Annotated in this window: 23 protein-coding genes, 2 pseudogenes and 1 riboswitch; of the genes and pseudogenes, 2 read left to right on the top strand and 23 right to left on the bottom strand. The window is 36.7% G+C overall.

Annotation, left to right across the window (positions count from 1 at the left end):
• Positions 1–313 precede the first annotated feature (313 nt).
• The 10 genes from ACQKNC_RS02060 to rpsU all read right to left on the bottom strand — a co-directional run bounded on the left by ACQKNC_RS02060 (position 314) and on the right by rpsU (position 9,271).
• Positions 314–664, bottom strand: coding sequence for a diacylglycerol kinase family protein (locus tag ACQKNC_RS02060; RefSeq protein ID WP_427423229.1), 351 nt, complete (start codon positions 662–664; stop codon positions 314–316).
• The gene (gene ybeY / locus ACQKNC_RS02065) at positions 665–1,138 is read right to left on the bottom strand and encodes an rRNA maturation RNase YbeY (protein WP_427423230.1); all 474 of its coding nucleotides are present in this window, start codon (positions 1,136–1,138) and stop codon (positions 665–667) included.
• A gap of 8 nt (positions 1,139–1,146) precedes the next feature.
• Positions 1,147–3,267, bottom strand: coding sequence for an HD family phosphohydrolase (locus ACQKNC_RS02070; RefSeq protein ID WP_427423231.1), 2,121 nt, complete (start codon positions 3,265–3,267; stop codon positions 1,147–1,149).
• Positions 3,268–3,520: 253 nt separating this feature from the next.
• Entirely contained in the window at positions 3,521–4,477 is a 957-nt protein-coding gene (locus tag ACQKNC_RS02075) for a PhoH family protein (protein ID WP_427423232.1), read from the bottom strand.
• Between the two features lie 2 nt (positions 4,478–4,479).
• The gene (locus ACQKNC_RS02080; RefSeq protein WP_427423233.1) at positions 4,480–5,598 is read right to left on the bottom strand and encodes a sporulation protein YqfD; all 1,119 of its coding nucleotides are present in this window, start codon (positions 5,596–5,598) and stop codon (positions 4,480–4,482) included.
• Positions 5,588–5,848, bottom strand: a complete 261-nt coding sequence (locus tag ACQKNC_RS02085) for a hypothetical protein (protein WP_427423234.1) — start codon at positions 5,846–5,848, stop codon at positions 5,588–5,590. Before ACQKNC_RS02085 ends, ACQKNC_RS02080 begins: the two co-directional genes overlap by 11 nt.
• A 55-nt stretch (positions 5,849–5,903) precedes the next feature.
• Positions 5,904–6,395 carry a hypothetical protein gene (locus tag ACQKNC_RS02090; RefSeq protein WP_427423235.1) on the bottom strand — a complete coding sequence of 164 codons (492 nt, stop codon included), beginning with the start codon at positions 6,393–6,395 and terminating at the stop codon, positions 5,904–5,906.
• Positions 6,396–6,422: 27 nt separating this feature from the next.
• Positions 6,423–7,427 (bottom strand): flotillin-like protein FloA, encoded by a 1,005-nt coding sequence (gene floA / locus ACQKNC_RS02095; protein ID WP_427423236.1) that lies wholly within the window; start codon positions 7,425–7,427, stop codon positions 6,423–6,425.
• 3 nt (positions 7,428–7,430) lie between these two features.
• Positions 7,431–8,759, bottom strand: a complete 1,329-nt coding sequence (locus tag ACQKNC_RS02100) for an NfeD family protein (protein ID WP_427423237.1) — start codon at positions 8,757–8,759, stop codon at positions 7,431–7,433.
• Between the two features lie 338 nt (positions 8,760–9,097).
• A complete protein-coding gene (gene rpsU / locus ACQKNC_RS02105) occupies positions 9,098–9,271 on the bottom strand; it encodes a 30S ribosomal protein S21 (protein ID WP_004227078.1) in 174 nt (57 codons plus the stop codon).
• A gap of 251 nt (positions 9,272–9,522) precedes the next feature.
• Positions 9,523–9,665, top strand: a riboswitch (cyclic di-AMP (ydaO/yuaA leader).
• A 134-nt stretch (positions 9,666–9,799) separates the two neighbouring features.
• Here rpsU and ACQKNC_RS02110 point away from each other — a divergent pair.
• Together ACQKNC_RS02110 and ACQKNC_RS02115 are read left to right on the top strand one after the other, a co-directional pair.
• On the top strand, positions 9,800–11,137 hold the full coding sequence (locus ACQKNC_RS02110; RefSeq protein ID WP_427423238.1) for a TrkH family potassium uptake protein: 1,338 nt from the start codon (positions 9,800–9,802) through the stop codon (positions 11,135–11,137).
• Positions 11,138–11,161: 24 nt separating this feature from the next.
• Entirely contained in the window at positions 11,162–11,818 is a 657-nt protein-coding gene (locus ACQKNC_RS02115) for a potassium channel family protein (RefSeq protein WP_427423239.1), read from the top strand.
• A 54-nt stretch (positions 11,819–11,872) separates the two neighbouring features.
• Here the strand turns inward: ACQKNC_RS02115 and ACQKNC_RS02120 are convergent, their stop codons facing one another.
• The 13 genes and pseudogenes from ACQKNC_RS02120 to ACQKNC_RS02180 form a co-directional block, all read right to left on the bottom strand.
• The gene (locus ACQKNC_RS02120) at positions 11,873–12,442 is read right to left on the bottom strand and encodes a manganese catalase family protein (protein ID WP_427423240.1); all 570 of its coding nucleotides are present in this window, start codon (positions 12,440–12,442) and stop codon (positions 11,873–11,875) included.
• Between the two features lie 105 nt (positions 12,443–12,547).
• Entirely contained in the window at positions 12,548–12,811 is a 264-nt protein-coding gene (locus ACQKNC_RS02125) for a spore coat protein CotJB (protein WP_134018446.1), read from the bottom strand.
• The gene (locus ACQKNC_RS02130) at positions 12,804–13,031 is read right to left on the bottom strand and encodes a spore coat associated protein CotJA (protein ID WP_427423241.1); all 228 of its coding nucleotides are present in this window, start codon (positions 13,029–13,031) and stop codon (positions 12,804–12,806) included. Before ACQKNC_RS02130 ends, ACQKNC_RS02125 begins: the two co-directional genes overlap by 8 nt.
• Positions 13,032–13,365: 334 nt before the next feature.
• Positions 13,366–13,851: a DedA family protein gene (locus tag ACQKNC_RS02135; RefSeq protein ID WP_427423242.1), complete on the bottom strand. Its 486-nt coding sequence runs from the start codon at positions 13,849–13,851 to the stop codon at positions 13,366–13,368.
• Positions 13,852–14,563: 712 nt separating this feature from the next.
• Positions 14,564–15,235, bottom strand: coding sequence for a deoxyribose-phosphate aldolase (gene deoC / locus ACQKNC_RS02140; protein ID WP_427423243.1), 672 nt, complete (start codon positions 15,233–15,235; stop codon positions 14,564–14,566).
• A 243-nt stretch (positions 15,236–15,478) separates the two neighbouring features.
• Positions 15,479–15,793, bottom strand: a complete 315-nt coding sequence (locus ACQKNC_RS02145; RefSeq protein WP_427423244.1) for a hypothetical protein — start codon at positions 15,791–15,793, stop codon at positions 15,479–15,481.
• Positions 15,794–16,013: 220 nt separating this feature from the next.
• Positions 16,014–17,363, bottom strand: a complete 1,350-nt coding sequence (gene mtaB / locus ACQKNC_RS02150) for a tRNA (N(6)-L-threonylcarbamoyladenosine(37)-C(2))-methylthiotransferase MtaB (RefSeq protein ID WP_427423245.1) — start codon at positions 17,361–17,363, stop codon at positions 16,014–16,016.
• 440 nt (positions 17,364–17,803) lie between these two features.
• Positions 17,804–18,060, bottom strand: a pseudogene (locus ACQKNC_RS02155) (transposase); the annotation flags it as partial.
• A gap of 495 nt (positions 18,061–18,555) precedes the next feature.
• A complete protein-coding gene (locus tag ACQKNC_RS02160) occupies positions 18,556–18,987 on the bottom strand; it encodes a hypothetical protein (RefSeq protein ID WP_427423246.1) in 432 nt (143 codons plus the stop codon).
• Positions 18,984–19,337, bottom strand: a complete 354-nt coding sequence (locus ACQKNC_RS02165) for a hypothetical protein (protein ID WP_427423247.1) — start codon at positions 19,335–19,337, stop codon at positions 18,984–18,986. The genes ACQKNC_RS02160 and ACQKNC_RS02165 overlap by 4 nt, the downstream gene beginning before the upstream one ends.
• An 831-nt stretch (positions 19,338–20,168) precedes the next feature.
• Positions 20,169–20,957, bottom strand: a complete 789-nt coding sequence (locus ACQKNC_RS02170) for a CsxC family protein (protein ID WP_427423248.1) — start codon at positions 20,955–20,957, stop codon at positions 20,169–20,171.
• A gap of 137 nt (positions 20,958–21,094) precedes the next feature.
• Positions 21,095–22,717: a BC_2427 family protein gene (locus ACQKNC_RS02175; protein WP_427423249.1), complete on the bottom strand. Its 1,623-nt coding sequence runs from the start codon at positions 22,715–22,717 to the stop codon at positions 21,095–21,097.
• A gap of 730 nt (positions 22,718–23,447) precedes the next feature.
• A pseudogene (locus tag ACQKNC_RS02180) lies at positions 23,448–23,625 on the bottom strand (CsxC family protein); the annotation flags it as partial.

Raw genomic sequence — 23,625 nt, forward strand, 5'->3', positions numbered from 1 at the left:
GTCTCGGGCCAACAGATGTTTTTTGCGCGAAAGTGTAGTGTTAACGTAGCGGCAGCAAAGTGTTTTTGTCTGTGCGAAAGCGTAGTGCAACGTAGCGACAGCAACGATGTTGATCACGAAGGCGTTATCACAGGACGTGATGGTTTTAGCCTTCGTTCCTCTAAATCGCTGATCCCCAAGGAGTAGCCCAGCCTCCACTTCAATCAACTTATTGCATGGATTAACAAATGTCCCCGCTTACCTTTTGGTGACGAGCCCAATAATCATAATTCTCCAGCACAATTGTTACCACTTCATGACCGAGTAATAATTTTTAAAACCATTTCGGTATAAATATGAGTAATCCGATTATAGCACTGAATATCGCAAATACAAGTACTGCGCCTGCTGCAAGATCTTTAGCCTGCTTAGCAAGTGGATGGATATTAGGTGAAGCTAAATCTACTACTCGTTCAATTGCAGTATTAATCATTTCGAGTGCAAACATTAGCGCTATTAATAGAAACACAATATACCATTCTATACGTGATAAATCCGTAAAATAGCCAGCAATCAAAACAATTCCCGCACTTAGCAAGTGAAATATAAAATTTTGCTCAGTACAGGCTGTAATGATACCTTTAAAGGCATACCCAAAAGAGCGTACAAATTTGCGAACATTCATTTATTCTCGTCCTAAGCCGAAAGATTGTAAAATCTCATCCTGCTTACCGAACATCACCTTTTCATCTTCTGGCACCATATGATCATAGCCAAGTAGATGCAAGAAACCGTGGACCGCTAAAAAGCCTAATTCTCGCTCAAATGTATGCCCATATTCCTCTGCTTGTTCTTTAGTACGATCCGTTGAAATAATAATATCTCCTAAGATACGAGGCATTCCTTCAAATGTTACTTCCATTTCTCCCTCACCTAATTCCTCCAGGGCAAACGAGATAACATCTGTTGGTTGATCCTTATCACGATATTCTCGGTTTATTTCTTGAATCGCTTCATTTGAAACAAACGTAACTGACACTTCTGTTTCCGGCTCAATATTCTCTAGTTTCGCAGCATGCTGTAAAAGCTTTGCAACGAGCTCCATATGCTCAGCAGCCACTTCATTTGTTTCATCTGTAAAATCAATTGTTAAAATCATAGATCCTCCTACTTATCTGCCTTTGGATATTCTATTCGTGAGTGGAAAATTCCATTCAACGTTTCACAAAGTACTCGCTCTATACATTTTAACTCTTTTATTGAAATATCGCATTCATCAAACTGATTGTCTTGTACTCGATCATCAATAATTGCTCGTACCAGCTTTTGAATTTTCTCTGCATTCGGTTCCTTCATTGATCGAACCGCTGCTTCAACGCTATCTGCAACGCTAATAACTGCTGCTTCCTTCGTTTGTGGCTTCGGACCTGGATATCTGTACTTTGTATCATCTAAACATTTTCCTTCTTCCTTCGCTTTAAAGTAGAAGAATTTTAACAGACTAGATCCGTGATGCTGCAATGCAATATCAATAATTTCCTGTGGCATTTTATAACGTTTTAGCATTTCAGCCCCGTCGGTTGTATGTGCGATAATAATTTCCGCGCTTTTTTCTGGAGGCAATGAATCATGTGGGTTAATACCAGACATTTGATTCTCAATGAAAAAGGCAGGACGCTTCGTTTTGCCAATATCATGATAATAGCATCCTACACGAGCCAGTAATCCATCCGCTCCAATTTCCTCACACGCTGCCTCTGCTAAGTTTGCCACCATCACACTATGATGATATGTTCCTGGAGCCTCCACTAGTAATTTTTTTAGCAATGGATGGTTTGGGTTCGATAATTCAATTAAACGCAACGACGACAATAAACTAAATGCTGATTCAAAGAATGGTAAGAGCCCCATTGTAAGAGCCCCTGATAAAAGTGCCGACATCATTGCCGCGATAAAGTAAAACGACAACTCTGACAAACCGTAAGAAGATTGTGTCATCAATAAATAAAATGCGATAAACGACATATTTACTAGCCCTATGACACCTACAGCATGTAGAATATGCGAACGCTTTTCCACACTCCCCAAAAAGAATATGCTCGCAAAGCCTCCAAAAATTATATACAGTGTAATTTCCATCTGCATGACAGACGAATAACCCTCTTGAAAAATAACTCCCGCAGATGCCGCTGTCATAACAGTAATAAGAATCGCAGCACGATCATCTGCTAATAGCCGTACAAGCATTGTTGCCAAAGCTGTTGGGAAAAGGAAAGCAACAGTAACATCGAAGCCACCTGAGACTAGGCTAATAAATTTCATGAGCAGGATGGATAAACTATAAACAATTACTGTAACCAGCAAGGCATTACGTTTCTTGTGCTCATCAGCATCCCAACGTTCAAATAAAACAAACATGAACATCATTTCCAGAAGTATTAAAATAATCAGCCCTGCAATCGGTTTCATAGATGCCTTATTACTCACCATACCTAGAAGCTCTAATTGACGGAACGCCTCATTATCAATGATTTGACCTTCTTGTACAATGATTTGACCTTGAAGAATTCGAGTTGGTTCAACCGAATCCTTCGCTTGTTGCTTTCGAATTTTCGTTTGTTCCTCGTTTATCGTTTCATTTTCGATAATACTCGTTCGACCGATTAATACTACTGTATTAAATATTTTATCTGGATAGCCTCGTTGTCCACGAATTTTTGTTTCAAAAGCATTTTGATCCGCAAACACATTTTCTGGTCGAATGGATTTTTGTAAATATTCCTGCACGAGTTTTGATAATTGCGTACTTGTTCTTTTTAAATCTGCTTCACTTTGTACTAACAATCCTTCTAGCTGTGAATCGGTAAAGATAATTGGCATTTGCTCTGAATCTATAGATTCAAATTTTTTGCGGAGCTGCGCCACTTGATCGGCAATCGGAACAGGTTCTTTGTTACTCTCAACATCCGCCTTTACGTCAAGAACATAGTCAAATAAAGACGTTACAATCGCAGCTCGCTGTTTAGCAACATCCTCAGAAAAATGATATACTGGTTCAACCGCATTTGCTGCTTTTTCTCGTTCCTGTTGCGTTTTATAAGTATCTTCTATCGTTTTAGTAGATCGTACTGTTTCAGGCGCTAGTTGTAACGGTTTAAAATCATATGTAACACCTTTAACATTGCCATACATTAAAGCAAATTGTAGGGCTCCTGTTAAGATGAGAACGACAATTAAAAAGTAGCGGAAGCCAATAAGTTCTGTAATTTTTTTTAATTGTTTTTCCATCTGGCACCTCCTCTATCTACCTACTATCATACCAATTCAAAAAACATTTTTCCCGAAAAATGTATAAGAAAGCAAAAAAACAGCTATACAAATTGTATAGCTGTCACAAATTTTCCCATTTTACAACCATTTTCATGTTTGTGAAGTTTTGTATATCTCGTTACTTTGTTACCTTTTAAACCCTGTTGCACCTGCCGTTCCGTTTCACTTCACTTTCGGTGCAGACTTTAATATGACCGCTTAAGCGGTCATATTAAAGTTGCTGTTCTTCGTAGGCTTGGATGATTTTTGCTACTATTGGGTGACGTACTACATCACCTTGTTCTAAAATTTGGAAATGTATAGATTTTACATACTTTAGTGTACGTTCCGCAACTATTAATCCAGATTCTGTATTTTTCGGTAGATCCATTTGTGTTTTGTCACCAGTAATGACCATTTTTGAGCCAAAGCCTAGTCGTGTTAAAAACATCTTCATTTGCTGATGTGTCGTATTTTGGGCTTCGTCTAAAATAACAAAGGCATCATCTAATGTACGGCCGCGCATATACGCTAAAGGTGCAATTTCTATCGTTCCTCGTTCAATAAGTCTTTGCGTTTGTTCTGCCCCGTAAATATCATTTAGAGCATCATAAAGAGGGCGTAGATATGGATCTACCTTTTCCTTCAAATCCCCTGGAAGAAAGCCTAGAGACTCGCCTGCCTCTACTGCAGGGCGTGTTAAAATAATACGCTTAACGTGCCCGTTTTTTAGCGCCTGTGTTGCCATGACTACCGCTAAATACGTTTTCCCAGTACCGGCGGGTCCGATACCAAAAACAACGTCTTTATGACGGATTGCTTGTATGTATTCTCGTTGACCTATTGTTTTTGCACGAATAGACTTTCCTTTCGTCGTGCGTGCTATTTCTTCATCATAAAGTTCTGCAAAATATTCAATCGTTCCTTTTTGTGTCATTTCAATAGCTGTTGCAACATCACGCTGATCAATATTAATTCCTTTACGAATGACCTTTAAAAGAGCATGTAAAAGGAATGTAGCTTGTTCCTTTGAATCCTCTTCACCAGCAAGCTGAATCTGTTCACCACGTGTAATAATGTGGACTTGTAGAGCCTCTTCGATTAACTTCATATTTGCATCTGATATTCCGAGTAGCATGACCGCTTCGTTAGGATTATCCACTTGTAATACAGTTAAATGTTCTGACATAATCATTCTCCTTGTAGGCCTTGTATTGGACTGGCAATGTTTTCATTGACTAAAAATAGAACTTTCCCTTCAACTGTACCATTCCCCCACTTTACCTGTAAAAGGTTTTCTTTTTTTATAACCGTTTTCGCAGGTAATGAACGTAGTACCTTTTCATGAAGCAATGGTATGAGTAATGAATCTTTTTTGGACTCATCAAGCTCTACTTGTATTTTTTTAGTGTTCTGCTCCTCAACAATCGAAACATATGGATCGAGCCAAATAGGTAAATCTTTCTTTTGCACATAGTCAACTTTTTCTTTTTCTTTATGAATGCCTTTCACTAATACACGCCACTGCTTCTGTTGTAGCGTTTCCATCGTTAGCTTTGTCGGAATTTTAAATGAACATTCAAGCCAATAATCAGCGTAGACCTCTCCCTTTGCACCAACAAAGACTTGATCTTCACCACTTTCAATTACACCACTTACGAGAACATCACCTTCGTAAGCAGTATCATTCACTGATATTTTCCGTTCACCATTTTGAATATTAAAGTGAGTAATAACACCACTTTTTGTTGCCACTAAATGCGATGCTAACTTTTCATTTGTTTGTTTAGTTTGTTTCGGAGACTCCTGAGGTCGTAAAATTACACGTCCGCCCTGCTTTTCAATATGCACCCATGAAAGATCTCGATGCTCCTCTAATAGCTTCTGACGAATGACAGCATCTGAGGGTAGTGCTTTTTTAGACATGGGCGTTTCTAATTGAAATGTATCTTGAAAGGTTTTTCCTAGACGTTCCTCTAACTCTGGAGATGCCGCTTCAATATCGACACGCCAAATAATCTGTGCACATAGCAATGGTATTAATATCATTAACGCTAAACCAAGCAAAGTCCAAAGCTGTGCTCGAAAAACGTGAAGCTCATCAGCATAATAAACATCCATTTTAAGTCGATAACGCCTACGTACGCGACGAATTTTCGGTAGATAGTGCATAGTTGTTTCAAAGCTAACCTCTTGCTCACGAAAGACAACATGTTTTAATGGTACATGTTGTGCATGCAATGCTTGAATAAAAGGATGAACATTTTCGTGGCGCTTTATACGTATGATAATTGGCCGATTATTCCACATTATCGCTCACACCCATATCCTTTGTCATTTTCATATGAAGCTCTTGTAAACCCTCTACAGAAAGATGAAGCATTTCTTCTTTAAGCGCATTTATTTCCACTGATTTTCCACGCACAGTAATATGATAGCCTGCATAGATAAAAGAGCATGACGAAGCATCGGCATGTAGAAAACGATATGGACCAATAATTTTTAATGTTTCATATTGTAATAATTCAAGTAGCGGCGTTAATTGAAATAGTTTTCTCATAAAAAAATGCCTCCTTCTTCGGCAATATATGCTTCGAAAAAGGAGGACATGCTAGTTATTTTCTTTTTGCTTTTGGAGGACCTAAAACCTCTGCCATTACAATAGCCTGCATTAATGATTTTTTTGATTTTGGTAATTGAAAAGCCGATTGTGATTCAGATCCTACCACGTTTTTTTTCTCAGCTGCCAAACGACCTATACTTCCTCGATTCGAAGTACGGCTCACTTTCTCAGTTGGGATTAACGGTGGTGCTACATAGCTTGGCGCTTTCTCATTTATTGTTTCTTCGACAATTTTTTTCGGCTCTTCAACTTTAGGCTGTTCATTTTTCCATTCACCTAAAAATTCACGTGCAAAATCCTCAAAGCTTTGCGGTTTAGAAGTAGGACGTTGCTTTGGAGTCATCTCTTCTTTTTTTATGACAGGAGGCTCAACATGTGAATCCTTATTAAATGGTGGCATTGGTTTTTGTTCTTTCTTATTTTTTGATTTCCCGAAAATAGAGCTGACTATGGCAATTATCGCAAATATAATTAATTGTTCCATTTATTAGTACCGCTCCTTTCCGTTTTTTTATGCGTTAGGTTCATTTGTATCAGACTTATCTGAGCTTACTTTTGAAATGGAGTCTCGCATTGCTGTATCAGCTTGAATATTACGGTAGTTCATGTAATCCATAATACCAAGATTACCCGAACGTAAAGCTTCTGCCATCGCCTGTGGTACTTCAGCTTCAGCTTCCACTACTTTTGCCTTCATCTCTTGTACACGTGCAATCATTTCTTGCTCGTTCGCTACAGCCATTGCACGACGTTCCTCAGCTTTCGCTTGGGCAATGTTTTTATCTGCCTGCGCTTGTTCAATTTGTAATTCAGCGCCGATGTTTTTGCCTATATCAACGTCTGCAATATCGATCGATAAGATTTCAAATGCTGTCCCAGAATCTAAGCCTTTTGCTAATACAGTTTGAGAAATCATATCAGGATTTTCAAGAACGGTAGTATGACTAGAGGCGCTACCAATTGTAGAAACGATCCCCTCACCTACACGGGCAATAACCGTTTCTTCACCAGCACCACCGACTAAACGCTCGATGTTTGCACGCACAGTAATACGTGCTTTCGCTTTTACTTCAATCCCGTTCATAGCAACACCTGCAATAAATGGTGTTTCGATTACTTTAGGATTAACAGACATTTGTACAGCTTCTAATACATCACGACCTGCTAGATCAATGGCTGCACAACGTTCAAATGTTAACTCGATATTTGCACGGTGAGCCGCGATTAGCGCATTTACTACACGGTCAACATTACCACCTGCTAAATAGTGACTTTCTAGTTGATTAATCGTCACAGGTAACCCTGCTTTATGTGCTTTAATTAATGGGTTCACAATTCGTGATGGGATTACACGACGTAAACGCATACCGATTAATGTGAAAATACTAACTCGGACACCTGCAGCAAGTGCAGAAATCCACAGCGCCACTGGTACAAAGGTAAAGAATACCGCGACAACAATGAATAATAAGACTAGCCCTACAATTGGACCTATTAAAGCTAAATCAAATCCCATTTGCTATTCCTCCATCTCTTTTTCTGTTTGTCTCACAACAATACGTGAGCCCTCTACTTTAATAACTTCTACATGTTTCTCAGCGTCAACATAGCCACCTTCCGATACTACATCAATGCGTTCATTACCAAATAGCATTGTACCTGCTGGACGAAGTGGTGTAATCGTTGTACCCACTTTCCCAAGCAGCTCTGTGCGATTCACGTTAGATACATAGCCCTCTTCCGTCGTTGTCGCATCCATCAAGACCAGCTTGTTTAAAACATGCAATTTTTTACCGAAAAATTTCATCAGGATCACCATTCCTATTATCGCTACAACAAGCGCAATGAAAATCGCTATAATCATTTGCATCATGTTTGCACCTGCCAGTATTAGACTTAGTAATATTAGCACACCACCCAAAATACCAACAATACCTCCGGGGACAAAAAATTCCGCAACTACAAGCGCTAAGCCTACAATAAATAAAAGTAATGTTTCATAACCTGCAAAGCCCGCTACCATATGACCGAAGAAAAATAATCCAAGTGCTGACAATCCCATTATACCTGGAACACCAAAACCTGGTGAATAAAGCTCAACTACAAGTCCCAAGCTTGCAATCGACAATAAAATTGGAACGATGATCGGATTCGTAATAAAACGAGCAAGTTTTTCAGCAAAAGTAGGTTCAATTGGTACAATATCACTTCCATTTAATTGCGTTGCTTTTAAAAGATCCTGGAAATTCGAAACCGTCCCTTCAGAATAACCAACTTTTTCTGCCTCCGAAGCAGATAAAGTTAATAAATTCCCTTTTCCTGCTCGAAATTTTGGTAAATCAACAGATGCATCAGCCATTGCTCGTGCATATATTGGTTTGCGTTTTTTAGATTCTGCAGCTGCTTCCATTTGAGCAACCCATGCACTATGAGCCTTTAAGTCTGCCGCATTTCCTACTGAGTCAATAACTGCAGCCGCCCCGATCGTTCCATTTGGCACCATATAGATTTCATCCGCATGTAAGGCTAAAAAGGCACCTGCAGAATGCGCGTCTTTGTTAATATACGCAATCTTAGGTATATCCGTTGCATCCATAAGCATAGCAATATCACCTGCTGCATTCACGAAACCGCCAGGCGTATGAATGTCTAAAATAATCGCCTCTGCATCGTTTTCTTCCGCCTCTTTAAAAGCTCGTTCTAAAAATGCGTGAAGTCCTCGTTCTACTTCATTATGAATAGGTATGTGGTAGACCTTGCTACTTGCAAAAGCCGACGTTAATGGAAACGCTAACAAAAATGTCACCCAAATAACTAATAAATAACTGAGGAATCTCCATCTCCGCATCTTTTTCCCTCCCTTCTAACATGCTTCTCTACTGTATATACGACTGACTATGCAAAAAGTTTCACAAATCTCTTAATAATTTTATTATACAGTGAATTTTTAATCTGCGGGCTTTAATAACCGTATTTAGCTTGTACAATCTAAACAGCTATGCAAACATAAAAGCCGAATGAATCGCAAGGATTACATTCGGCTTCTCAATATGTACGTAAATTTGAGCTTAATGTAAAATACCTGAAATTAATCAAAATGTGATTAATTTCAGGTATATTTTTGTCTGCTCAGTGAATCATACAATTGCGTGTTATGAACGTAGGGATTTTTAATGGGAAATTAAATTACCACTTACGTTTACGTGCAGCTTCTGATTTCTTTTTACGTTTTACGCTAGGTTTTTCGTAGAACTCGCGCTTTCTAACTTCTTGAATTGTACCACTTTTTGATACAGTACGTTTGAAGCGGCGAAGAGCATCTTCAAGCGATTCGTTTTTGCGAACGACAGTTTTTGACATCTCTCTTTCCCTCCCTCCGAACACACGTCAATACACAAATAGGCTAATAACCATCTGCTGTGTACTAAAGAATTATAACGTATTGTCTAAAAATGGTCAATAGAAAGTGTACGAATTAATATCGAGAATTTTTGGTGTTATTTCTTTAGGAATTTTCGGCTTACATTTTGTCCACAATAAACAATAGTATTGTTACCTAAAAATTTAGGGTTTACAAAAAATAGAATATGGGCGTAGAATTATCACATTCAATTGTATAGTAGCCAAATCTCAATTATTTATGAGAACGGAGGACCCAGTATTTTGGGGTTAATTTTGCATTTGCAGAAGGAATGAGAAACTCTTTCGCCATTCTACCCGTCAGCTAACTTCGTCGGCTCAAGCGAAGGAGGTCATATTAGACCGCTTATGAGTATGTTTATTTTTATGCCTTGAAACATACAAAAACAGTTGGTCTTTTTATTATGTCAATTTAACATTTTATAAGTGATTAAAAAAAATCTTTATCCAATCATTGAGGAGAATACGATGAAAACAGTGAAAAATAAATTAAATCCTCCTAAAATACTTGTTTTGGGCTTTGCTACTATTATCCTAATTGGAACGTTTTTGTTAACTCTTCCTATTGCAACGGAGAATGGTGAGGGACTTTCTTTTTTAGACGCCTTATTTACCGCTACTTCTGCAACGTGCGTAACAGGACTGATTGTTGTAGATACTGGTGATACATTTTCTATATTTGGAGAATTAGTTATTTTATTTCTTATCCAAATTGGTGGATTAGGCTTTATGACGTTTGCAACACTATTCTTTTTACTATTAGGAAAAAAAATTTCCTTAAAAGAAAGACTTTTATTAAAAGAAGCCTTCAATAATATTACAATGGCTGGTCTTGTTAGACTGGTTAGAAGGATACTACTATTTACTGCACTAATTGAATTAATAGGTGGTTTAATTTTATCTATTCGTTTTTCGTTCGATATGCCTGTAGGTAAAGCTATATATTTTGGCTTCTTTCATTCCATCTCGAATTTTAATAACGCTGGATTTGATTTAATGGGAGGCTTTAATGGGTTGACCGCATATGTAGACGACCCGTTTATCGTTTTAACTATTTGTGCTCTTATTACAATTGGTGGCTTAGGGTTTATCGTCATCAATGAACTATATGAATATCGGGAAACAAAACGCCTTTCCGTGCATTCAAAAATTGTATTAACCACAACGCTTATTTTAACAGTTGGCTCGACGGTTTTAATTTTCTTATTTGAATATGGAAATAGTAAAACACTTGGACCTTTGTCTGAATGGGGCAAAATTCTTGGTTCATTATACCAAGCTGTTACTCCAAGGACTGCTGGTTCAAATACTCTTCCTATAGGAGACTTAGCACAATCAACACTATTTTTAATCATCTTGCTGATGTTCATTGGAGCAGGTTCCGGTTCCACTGCTGGGGGAATAAAAATAACAACCTTCTCGCTTTTAGTTGCTACGATGTGGTCACAAATTAGAGGAAAAGAAGATGTTGTTCTCTTTAGACGTAGAATAGTTAACGAAACAATTTTAAAGGCTTTGACAGTCACAATGTGTGGAATGATGATTGTTATATTCGTCACGTTTGTCTTAAGTATTACTGAGCAAGGACATAGTTTTATGATGTATTTATTTGAGGCAACCTCTGCGTTTGGTACAGTAGGACTTTCTATGGGGTTAACTCCTGAGCTATCACCTGGTGGTCGACTAGTCATCATATTGACAATGTTTGCTGGTAGATTAGGTCCATTAACAATTGCTTTTGCCATAACAAAACGACGGAAATCTGAGGCATTCCGTCATCCTAAGGGAAATATTATGATTGGGTAATCACATAAAGGAGAGTGGAGTGCAATGGCTATCAAACAATATGCTGTAATTGGCCTAGGTAGATTTGGAACAAGTATAGCTCGCAGATTACATGAGGCTGGGCAGGAAGTTTTAGGAATCGACATTAATGAGGAAAGAGTCGAAGATGCTGAACTATATGTGACACATGCAGTAGTCGCTGATACGACAGAAGAAAAAGCTCTTACCTCTTTAGGAATAGGCAATTTCGATTATGTCATCGTGGCAATAGGCAATGATATGCAATCGAGCATTTTAACCGTATCATTATTAAAAGAACTTGGAATCAAAAAGGTGATTGCAAAGGCTCTTGGAAAAAGACACGGGCAAGTTTTAGATAAAGTAGGAGCTGACTGGATTATCTATCCTGAAAGAGATATGGGAGAGCGAGTTGCTAATCAGCTTCTCTCACCTAATATGTTAAACTATATTGAATTATCAAAAGAATACAGTATAGAAGAAATTATGATTCCTTCAAAGATGGCTGGACAAAATCTTCGAGATTTAGACCTTCGTGCGAAGTATAGTGTAAGTGTCATTGCCATTGTTCGAGAAGGGGACATTATCATTTCTCCTTCCCCTGAGCAGATTATTGAAGAGGAAGATTTATTAGTAATGATCGGTAACAGGAAGGATATTGCTTTATTCGCAAATATTGAATAATCAAATAGGCTGTGTCAAAAGGAGTTTTCTCTTGACGCAGCCTATTCACCTCTTTTAAAAGATCTTCTTACTATCCCTATCATCTTTTAAAATCTCTACAGCTTCTCTAAAACGCAGAGAATGGACGATTTCTCGTTCACGTAAAAATTTCAAGCTATCATTCAGATCAGTGTCATCAGATAAATCAATAATCCACTGATATGTCGCTCGCGCTTTTTCTTCAGCAGCAATATCCTCATATAAATCAGCAATCGGATCCCCTTTAGCCTGAATATATGTTGCCGTAAACGGTGATCCAGCTGCATTCTGATAAAATAATGCCCTGTCATGATTGGCGTAGTGTTCTCCAAGACCTGCTTCCTTTAGCATCTCTGGAGTGGCATCCTTCGTAAGCTTATAAACCATCGTAGCAATCATTTCTAAGTGAGAAAACTCCTCTGTTGCTATATCTGTTAACAACCCAACTACTTTATCGGGAATAGTATAGCGCTGATTCATATATCGAAGTGCTGCTGCTAATTCTCCATCTGCACCACCATACTGCTCAATTAAATACTTAGCTAGCATAGGGTTACATGTACTCACCCTTACTGGATATTGGAGTTTCTTTTCGTAATACCACAAAAATAATTCCTCCTAGTTACTCATAATCAATTAAGCCTCGCTATAATTGCGTCTGGAATCGGCTTTGTGCTTGCACAAAGAACGTCTAAACCTAGCTGAAAGAAATTAAACTTGCCATGGCCAAGGTGTATCCACCCAATTAAAAGGATAATTTGAATAACTTCTCCCAAAATTCATAAGCGGACCAAATTTTTGCTCAAATTCAACCTTAAGTCGCATACTTATTTCAGTGTTCTCATTAAATTGTTGAATGGCATCATAATCGTGAGGATGGGTATCTAAATATAGATTTAATTCCACTATTACAAAATCAATGGCTTGTATTTCTTCAAGTAGCTTATAAAATTCGGGTGGCATCTCTTTACTCACTCTTCATCCCTCCTTCTTGGGGATTTGGATAGGGGCTAAATAATTGAGGCCATAACGTACCTGATCTGAGCGCTTCTCTAGGGGTTTGATATTGTGGTAGCCCAGGTGGTTGAAAACCCATATATAATTGAGGCGGTGTAGAAAAACTTTTAACTCTTATAGGTGGACATGGATCGAATGGGCTAATATAAGGCTTCCAATATTTATATTGCGTAAACATTGTATCCTCCCTTCTGTAATCAATTACATCAGTGGAGTATATGAGGTAGATTAAATTATTATTCAGACGACTAGTGTTATGATCTGAAAGAAGTCACATAACCAGATTGTTTTCGAATGAGATGTAAAACTTCCCTTGCAAAGCACTTGATATGAAAGTAACATTCGACACTTGTTCTGCCCTAAGAAAAGGATGTTAGAAAACTGTTAATGTTTTGCTCAAAGTACACTACACTCAGACGAATTAAGTTTGCACAACCACATAAAGTAGCTCGCATTTCAAAAAACGCGAGCTGTACTTTTTATTCATGCATTTTAGTATGTTGACCGTATCTTTATATAGTTACACCAACAAAGTATCCAATAGAAATAAATATAATTACCCATGTCAAAGCTCCAAAACAAGCGAAAGCTAGATAAGTTCTTAACTTCATTTGGGTTATTCCAGACATGTAACTTGTTACATGTCTAATACCTGGAACGTAGTATCCTATAATAATCGTCCATGGTCCAAAACGATGAAACCAACGTTCAACTTTAGTAAACCGTTTATTATTGAGACCGATCCATTTTCCATACTTTAATATTAAAGGCTTCCCTAATTTATTACCTATTGCATAGCTAATGATCATGCCAGTAGACGAGCCAAGAAAGCTTAAGAAAATACTCAATAGATAGTTTAAATGCCCCTCATGACACATAAATCCCACAAACGTCATCAAGATCTCATCAGGAATAGGTAAGCCTATTATCCCTAAAGATAAGAGTAAAAATATAGCAAGATATCCATATTGACTTATAAAACTACTTATGAATTCCACGGATAGTTTCTCCTTTTTTAATACAATTCGTTACCTTTATCATTAAACAGCATATATTCCTCCATTTTTCCCTTAAGAATTAATACACTATAATGAATATTTAAACGTAGAGACAGTCGATTAAATAATAGTATTTAACAGATGATTAGCCTGTTAATTCTACGCATTCAATCTTATGATAACCTATGTTATCGATGTTACTAAGTTATGTAAGATTTCGGTTCGTATCTATACAATGTTCTTATAAAGAAAAAATAAATTAGTCCAATAGCCAAGATTTTTTCATCTATAAAAAACTTAATTATAGAACCATAAAAATTATAATATTCCTCTCTATACATTTTTGCAATTACTCTTCATAATACATCAACTACTCTGAGTTAAAAAGAGGTGTAATATGGATGAACAAATACAATAAATCAATTGGTTAAATAATCGATATAAATCATCACTAAATAATAGGAAATTTAACAACTAGCTAAAATTTTATTGTTGTGAGATTTCAAGTGTAAAGAGGTTTTAAGATTAGTTTTTAAGAGAACATGTTGATGAATTGAATGAATATTTTCCATTATTAGACCCTTAATCAATTATGCCTCTGCATAATTCCGAGACACCCGCTGAAAGAAGTTAAAAGACATTATCAAATTCTACATGAAAATAGGGCAAGTCCATAACGAACCGCCCCGTAACATTTACTATAAGAATTTCATTAATAATTAGAATCTGCAATTAATCCGTTCATAATAGCTACACCAGAGCTTGCTCCAATACGAGTTGCTCCAGCTTCGATCATTTTTTTCATATCCTCTAAGCTTCGTACACCGCCAGAAGCTTTTACACCTAAATCTGGACCTACAGTTTTACGCATTAACGCAATATCTTCTGCAGTTGCGCCTCCAGTAGAAAAACCAGTTGATGTTTTCACATAATCAGCACCTGCAGCCACTGCTAGCTCGCATGCTTTTACTTTTTCTTCGTCAGTTAGAAGGCAAGATTCAATAATTACTTTTACAAGTGCATTGCCTTTTGCCGCTTCAACAACTGCAGCAATATCTGCTTGCACAAGGTCATAGTTTTTATCCTTTAACGCACCGATATTTATAACCATGTCTACCTCTTTAGCACCATTAGTAATCGCATCTTTTGCCTCAAATGCTTTAACAGCTGGTGTGTTAGCACCTAGAGGGAAGCCAATTACAGTACAGACTAAAACATCTGAGCCTTGTAATAGCTCGCTGCTATATTTTACCCAAGTTGGATTTACACAAACAGAAGCAAAGTTAAATTGTTTTGCCTCTGCACACAGTTTTTCGATTTGTTCTTTTGTTGCTTCAGCCTTTAATAATGTGTGATCAATCATACGAGCGAAATTTTGTTCCATTCTGATTAGACTCTCCTTCTATCAACAAGTTGTACGTACCTCTCTGGCATCATAACATTTTTTCACCTTCCCGTCTAATTTCTTTCCAAAATTAGATGAATTCTAATTATTTCAGAACCCCATTAAATATGTGTATTTAATACTGATAGCGGAAAGCCACTTGAATGTGTAAGTTTCTTCAATTTGATTGATGTATGTTGATTTATTTTACTTGGATTTAGCACAGGTATTTCTAACTTGTGTCTACAATGTTTTGATTAAGATACTTGCAATAACTACTGATCCAACTGTTACCGTTGTAAATCCACCTATTAACATTGGCGTCAATATTTCATTTAATATTATTTCTTCTTCCACTTTATTTCTACCTACACTTCTACTAATTTCCTCACAAACAAGATAATCACCTGGGAACCCCACTGTAGCTGTTAGTGCTACTGGAAGACCTTTCAAAGGATCCCATTTAAATAGTTTTGACCCTAAAAATCCGCCTGTGAAAATACCGAAAATTCCAACAAACATGATTAGAAAAGTTTCAGGAAGACGACTAATTCCCACTCCGACTGTGCTCTTCATTCGACAAGGCGGCGTCCAGCCTTCACTCCAATCAACTTATATACATCGCATACGTTTTAACATATGTCACCCTCGACTTTTGTTGATGAGCCACTTTTGTACTATTTTAGCATGTTATTCGGAAAAATATGTTATATGCTTCAATCAAAAATATAGTAAAACACCGTCCATTGTTTGAACGGTGTTTCTATTCATAGCTATTTTATTTTACAGTTTCTAATACACGAACAAATTGTCCTTTAGAATGAGGATATCCAGCTTGGGTAATTTTCACCTTTACAAGTTGACCGATTAGGTTTTCAGGACCTGCAAAGACTACTTTTAAGTAATTATCTGTATAACCCGTTAAAAGCCCTTCCTCATCGCTTCCATCATGCACGAATTCTTCAGGAATTACTTCTAGTACTTGATCTTCAAAGCGAGAAGCATATTCCTTCGCTAATTGGTCATTTAACGCAATTAGACGGTGAACACGTTCATTTTTAATGTCCTCGTCAATTTGGTCCTCCATACGCGCAGCTGGTGTACCTGTACGTGGAGAGAACGGGAATACGTGTAATTCAGAAAACTTATGATCACGAATAAAGTTATACGTTTCCATGAACTCTTCCTCAGTTTCTCCTGGGAAACCTACGATTACGTCAGAAGTAACTGCTAAGTCTGGTAAAGCTTCATGTAATTTAGTTAAGCGTTCACCGAAGAACTCCATTGTGTACTTACGACGCATACGTTTTAAAACTGTATCAGAGCCAGATTGGATTGGAATGTGTAAGTGGTTAACAACGATATTTGATTCACGTAAAACTTCAATCACTTCATCTGTTAATTGACTCGCCTCAATAGAAGAAATACGAAGACGTTTTAAGCCTTTCACATTCGCCTCTAAATCGCGTAGTAATTGTGCTAGGTTGTAATCTTTTAAGTCTTGTCCATAGCCACCTGTATGAATACCAGTTAGGACAATTTCAAGATACCCCGCATCCACTAGTTGTTGTGCTTGGTTTAATACTTCTTGAGGGTCTCGAGAACGCATTAATCCGCGAGCCCATGGAATAATACAAAACGTACAGAAGTTATTACAGCCTTCTTGTATTTTTAAAGATGCACGTGTACGGTCTGTAAATGCAGGTACATCTAGTTCCTCATAGACACGATTTTTCATAATGTTGCGTACAGCATTAATAGGTTGGCGTTCAGTAAGATATTGGTCTATGTAGCCAAGTAATTTTGTACGATCCTGTGTTCCTACTACAATGTCAACACCAGGAATCGCCATAATTTCTGCTGGAGATGTTTGAGCGTAACATCCAGTAACACAAATGACAGCGTCTGGGTTTTGACGAATAGCTCGACGGATAACTTGACGTGATTTTTTATCCCCTGTATTTGTTACTGTACATGTATTAATGACATAAACGTCTGCTTGACGATCAAACTCTGTACGTTCATAGCCCTCTTCTTTAAATAGCTGCCAAATTGCTTCTGTTTCATAATGATTTACTTTACAACCTAGAGTATGGAAACTCACGATTTTTGGTCGCTCGTTACTCATAATATATATCATCCTTTCAAGAGTACACTACAATAAATTAAATTATCAACGTGTCTTATAATAGCACAAATAAATGTATTGAGCCTAGTTTTTTAGCTAGGATCATTTTATTGCATATCTTAAAAACAGTAAATTAATCACATTTGTTTGTTTTTCTTATCAAAGTTATTCATCTTAATGCACACTTCTCTATTGCATAAAAACCAACAGCATTCGAAGTTGTCACTACTAACTTTACACAAATACAAACTCTTAAGGCACCTATAATAATAGTTGCATTCCTTCTATTTATATAAATAACAAAGACCACCCTTCACACGGGAGTGCACTGAAAAACTTACGTTTTCATAAAAGCGAACCTTTTTCGGATAAAAATAAGGCAATTCTTGTTCAATTTTGAACAGGAAGTGCCTTATTTCTGTCTCTATTCCTTGTTCATTTTCGTTTAGTAGCTTTAATATCCGTTTCAAAAATTGACAGCGAATATCGTTGTAGCACCTTGAATTTCCATGCCAAATAGACCCGCAGTCGATGCCGTATCGTACCCGTGTCCGTTTTTTAATTCACTATTCTTCGCTTCTACTTTGTAGCGATTTGCGGCTAATTACTTAAATGCTTCCGTATTTTGAAATGCCTCTTGTTAGGCATGTGTACCCGACTTAATTGTGACAGAATATGTTTTACTTTTTGCGCCTTCTGCGATTTTCTCTTTTTTTGTATATTCGATATTTGCCTTTTTCAGAGTAAGCTGCGTCCTCAATAACTGTATTAATTTTTATACCTGCTTTTAAAGGAAAGCGTGACTAAAGTAATAGTGTGATAGATTACGTTGTTTGGAGAAGCATCGCTCGACTCCTGCAGGAAAGCGAGACAGACGAGACCCCGCACGAAGCGAAGCGTAGGAGGAGGCTCGGCGCTCGCCCGCGGAAAGCGAGCGGAATGCTTCGGAAAACAACAGTAGAGTCACAGTGCCAAATGAAAAAAGCGAGGTATTCAACGATTAAATCGTTGAATACCTCGCAATGTGAGAAGATATAGACTTTTTCAGTGCCCTCTTCACACTGAGTTGTCTTTTTATAGTTTATTCAGATAAGCTCAAGACATCAACAAACATCCTATCCGAATGTCAAACAACCATATAAATAGCCCCCTTATCAAATAAATAAGAGGGTTATATATAATTCATAGTCTATCATTTATCTCCAACTGGCTTTAGTAGATTTGCTGGAATAAAACCAAAATTCGGATCTCCCACCATCAAATAACCGTTAATCTCAATTCCTGGTGAATAAAAGACAGTTCCCTTCAACTCTTTTCCATAGTATCTTGTTATCACTGGACCATTGTATAGCTCTGTATCTTCTGTTAATATATACGAACCTTCATTTCTTGTTATTTTTTCAAAAATTCGAATATCAGTGCTATCAAGAATACCGGTATTAATTACAGGCCCTCCTTCAATATCGCCTGCACAATAATGGCGATATAATTTGCCCTTCTCAATAGAAACTAATAATAATGATGGAGTGCAAACCTCTTCACGTTTTCCAACTTTTAAATACTCACCATATTTGATGTAGGAATATGGATATCCAGGATTTTCAACACCAAGATGATTAATCATGACAAATGCCGGATTGTTATAGAAAGATGTACAAGCAACGGATTTGGTACTTCTTTGAAAACTACCAAATCCGTTGCTTGTACCCGATATTGACCCATTTGATAGAATGTTTTTCCATCATATTTCTCAATATCATACGTTTTAAAGAAATTATTACGCTTAACCATCAGCGAATCAAATGTACCATCTGGATTTTTCTTGTATACCTTGATATCTTTTTTAAAGGTCATTTTTCCAGTTTGCCCTTTTACAACTTCTGCTCCATCATACATTACTTTTGCTTCTGATTTTGTTGGATTTACTATCGCTATTACAAATGCTGCTAGTAACACAATAAATAATTTTTTCATTATTCTCCCCCTATATTTTTAAAAAACATAATATCTTACTATTATATACCAGTTATCTAATATTCCACTAAATAATGTAAAAATATAACAAAAATAGGTGTTTTTCTATAACATTATTTCACACATCTACCATTCTACCCAATTCTCGATATTTAATTTATTTCATATAGTTGAACGACTATCCATTTCCTCTATTCAGTTATAGAAAGGTACTGGACGATCTTTATAAGGAGTTTTTTCTATATATGATGATTTATTCTCCTTACTACCTAAACGCCCTACAGCCTTGTTATAAGCCCCTACGAATACAACTCTTAATTTACTTGTTACTGTCTGTACATCTTCTTTAATATCCTATTTTGAATAGAACATTTTTTGCTTTGATGAAATCGGTGAACTTTGAACCTGAAAGGCTTCGGGCGGGATACTTTCGACTAAACAGTGGACATGGAAGGCAATATCATTCTTTTGTAACTTCACTTCTAAATCTAAAGGCAAAACTAATTGATTCATGTTATAATCTTTAAACATAAGGATCCTTCTTTCTGTATAATTTTGTTGTGGTGACTTAATTTTATCAGAAGTGGTCCTTATTTTTTTATGAAAAAAATTTAAAGCCGGTGAAATTTTACTGATCGTAAAATTTCACCGGCTTTTTAGTTTAGAGATGGATTTTGTCCCAGCCTTACTCAAATATTGGATTTTTATTAGTGCAATAAATATTGGATTTTTATAAGTGCAATAAATATTATATGTTTATTTTTTCGATTACATTTTTTTGCAGTAAAACTGCCTTTTTTTCATGTTCTACTCCTCTAAAAATTAGGGTTATTAAGGACCCATAGGAGGAGTAAGCCCAAAAAGATTAGGAGTTATTACATTAGTACCTGCTCCAAGGCGGATTTGTTGAACTTGCAGTACTTTTACAGTAAGCTCTAGCACGATTTTTTCACGTATTGTGCTGAAAGTACTTTCTGGTGCTACCATGGTTGGTGAAAAATCAAGTTCAAAGAAGTTTGCAGCTACTAACTCACCAAATGGTTGTTCATTGTATTTAACAAGATTTTGGAAGAACGCTTTATCCAATCGAGCATCCATTTGCGTTTTTTCATTAAGGAAGTTTGCTTCGGCAAACTCAGAAATTCCTAAGATTGGAGTAGGGCCTCCTAGTGTTTGTGGGAAAGTAAGGTCTGTAAAACCAGAAAACTGAACATCAGCAATTCTATCTCGAAGTGCCCCATTACATGCTGATGAAGCATATTCTATATTTTTGCGCATATGTCCCGCTACAAATAATTTAGCTCTTGTTACCATAAAAAAGTCAGTGCCATCAATACGTGCAAAAGCAACCGGTACTAGTTTCACTTGATTCAGGAATACATTTTTTTTCACTCTTTTGATTTCAGTTGCTGCAGGGGTAAGGGTAATATCTGACTCCACAACTATTTGAAGTGTTGGTTCTGCTAGTACAACTGGAACTTTAATAGTTGGAGTTGTAAGCGGTGTAGCGATTACTGGCGTAGTAGCACTAGTTAATGGTAATTGTTCAGTTGATTTTACTGGGCAAGGCTCGCAATGATTAACATGACTATCTAATTTACTTTCCAATTGTTCACTCAAAAAAAAACCTCTTTTCATTGTTTTTATGAGACATCTCTCATATCGCTAGAATATGTAGGGATTTAATCCATACATGGACATATCACTAGTTTTTTAAAAAAGAGTTTTTTGAGCAGAGAGAGAAGCTTCAGCATCCTTTAGATCCTTGGCACTCGAATTTTCTGTGCTTGTAGCAAATGAATGATTATTTCTAATACTATGTTTTGACACAATTGATTTGAATGAATTAATGACTCATTTTGTGCAGGTACTGCATTCCCAATGTGAGAGGCTGTATATTCAATACTCTGATGAATATAACCTTCAATAAATAAATTTCCCCTCAATGCTGAACATGTCCCATTACCTAATGATTGAGAAAACTGATTAGGAACGAATCTACAATTGGTTAATACTACCTCATTCGAGATATCTTTAACTCCCACAATTCCTTTTTCAAATACGATATTCTCTTCAAGACATATTTCTATTTTATATTCCCCCACTACAACTGGAGCTCTAATGTGTATAAAGTCACCGGAACTGGAAGAGTGATAATTGGTTTCTCCTTTTTTAATTGATTGTGTGTTATGTAAGGGAACTACAACTGATTTAGACGGACTACTCTTCTGATTATTTTTATCATAAGCATCAGTTTTCATTAAAAATATAATTTCATTAATTTTTGAATGAACCAACCGACAATCAGGTTGTTCAGGATAATCCGTTGTAGTACTAAATAGTTTGGTTTCAAATTGCGGAGTAAGACGATTGTCTGGATCTAGAAAATCAAATGTATTTTTAACACTCTCACCACAGATAGGAGCATGAAGAAAATCATCAATTTCCACGTGAGTAGAAATTAGAATTTTTTTTGTTATAGAACATACTTTTCCTTGCACTGACCCACTAGATGCACTATCATGACCCGCAGTATTGTTTTTCTCCAACTCTTCTGTATCAATAGGACTCATAATTTTATCCTCCCCATTGGATTCAGAAGGACTTAAAAATTCATGATTAGAGTCTAGTTGAGACGCAAAATCTTGTTCTTCCTTAAGATTGCTTCCTTCTACCTCTTCTATATCAAGCGGGTCATTCATTTCATCCTCAACATCAATTTCAGAAGGGATCGGTAGCTCACAATTGGAACCTAGATGCGTTGCAAGTTCCTGTTCCTCTACATGATTGGTTTCTTCATCTTCTGTATCACATAGATAATTCGTCCCTTCCTCTACATGAGTTTCGGAAGAAATGAGTAGTTCACGATTGGGATCTAGATTCGCTGCAGAATCCTGTTCTTCTACAGGATTGGTTTCATCCACCGCTTCTATATCAAGGAGATTATGCTTTTCATCCTCAACATCAATTTCAGAAGGGATCAGTAGCCCACAAGTGGAGTCTAGATGCGCTGCAAGTTCCTGTTCCTCTACAGAATTGGTTTCATTCACCTCTTCTATATCAAGGAGATTCTTCATTTCATCCTCAGCATCAACTTCAGAAGGGATCAGTAGCCCACAAGTGGAGTCTAGATGCGCTACAAGTTCCTGTTCCTCTACAGAATTGGTTTCATCCACCTCTTCTATATCAAGGAGATCATTCATTTCATCCTCAGCATCAACTTCAGAAGTAATGAGTAACTCACGATCGGGATCTAGATGCGCTGCAAGGCTAATTTCATCTTCTTTTTCTATATTAAGGAGGTTATTACAATAGACGAAAACTTTTTGCTTGGAACTTATTTCTTTCATCTCTCTATAATTAATCCATGGAGTTTTCATTAGTTCACTCCTAAATAATGTTTTGACAAATAAAGTGCAATAGTTAATCCGTAAAAATTCTTACGCATTTTTCCAGCCCAGAAGTCTTTTTGGTCGATTTATTTTTTATGATAAGATTTTATGAATTCTTCTAGAGAGACTTGTTCAAAGTCCGTTTTCTTTAGGGAAAACTCACGAAGTAACCCGTTTTTCATTTTTATTTCTTCCACTTACTTTGATGAATAGATTGGTTAAAAAATAGAAATTTCCTTTTCTAATTTTTGATAACAGCTAAACACTTTTGCTTTTATTTTGCTCGGAGATATGATAGATGTGTATAGCTTAAAATGAACACCAATTCCCCTAAATATTGACAAATAAAATTCGACGATATCATTTTGAGCTACTTTTATTTTGATCTAAGTGTTGCACTTATAATTACAATCCATTTTATGCATTAATTTGGACTTTTGTCACCGAGTACTTTCGAAAATCTCAGTAGCAATTTGAGATAATAATGCGTTTGAGAGACAATTGCTTAGTAAAAACTAAAATTTTTTCTTTACATTATTTTTTTCAACTCGATTATTTTGATAGTAACTACAGTGCATTTACGATCGATATTATTATAGAAAAAAGGCAGTTGAAAATTCGATTTAATCGAACTTCCAACTACCAACTCAATTATTGGATTTTTTCAGTACCCTCAAATGTCCTATTATCTCTAATTTCCTCCTCTAAAAATTAGGGATTAACAAGATTCAGGAGGATCTACAGTAGTACTAACTGGAGGAGTAAGCCCTGTAAGGTCAGGAGTTATTACACTAGCAGTAGCAATTTGAAGTTGTTGAACTTGCAGTACTTTTACAGTAAGCTCTAGTACGATTTTTTCACGTAATGTGTCGAAAGTGCCTTCTGGATCTGTCATA

Origin of the sequence: Lysinibacillus sp. NPDC094177 (assembly GCF_050279145.1) — a bacterium.
GTDB lineage: Bacteria > Bacillota > Bacilli > Bacillales_A > Planococcaceae > Lysinibacillus.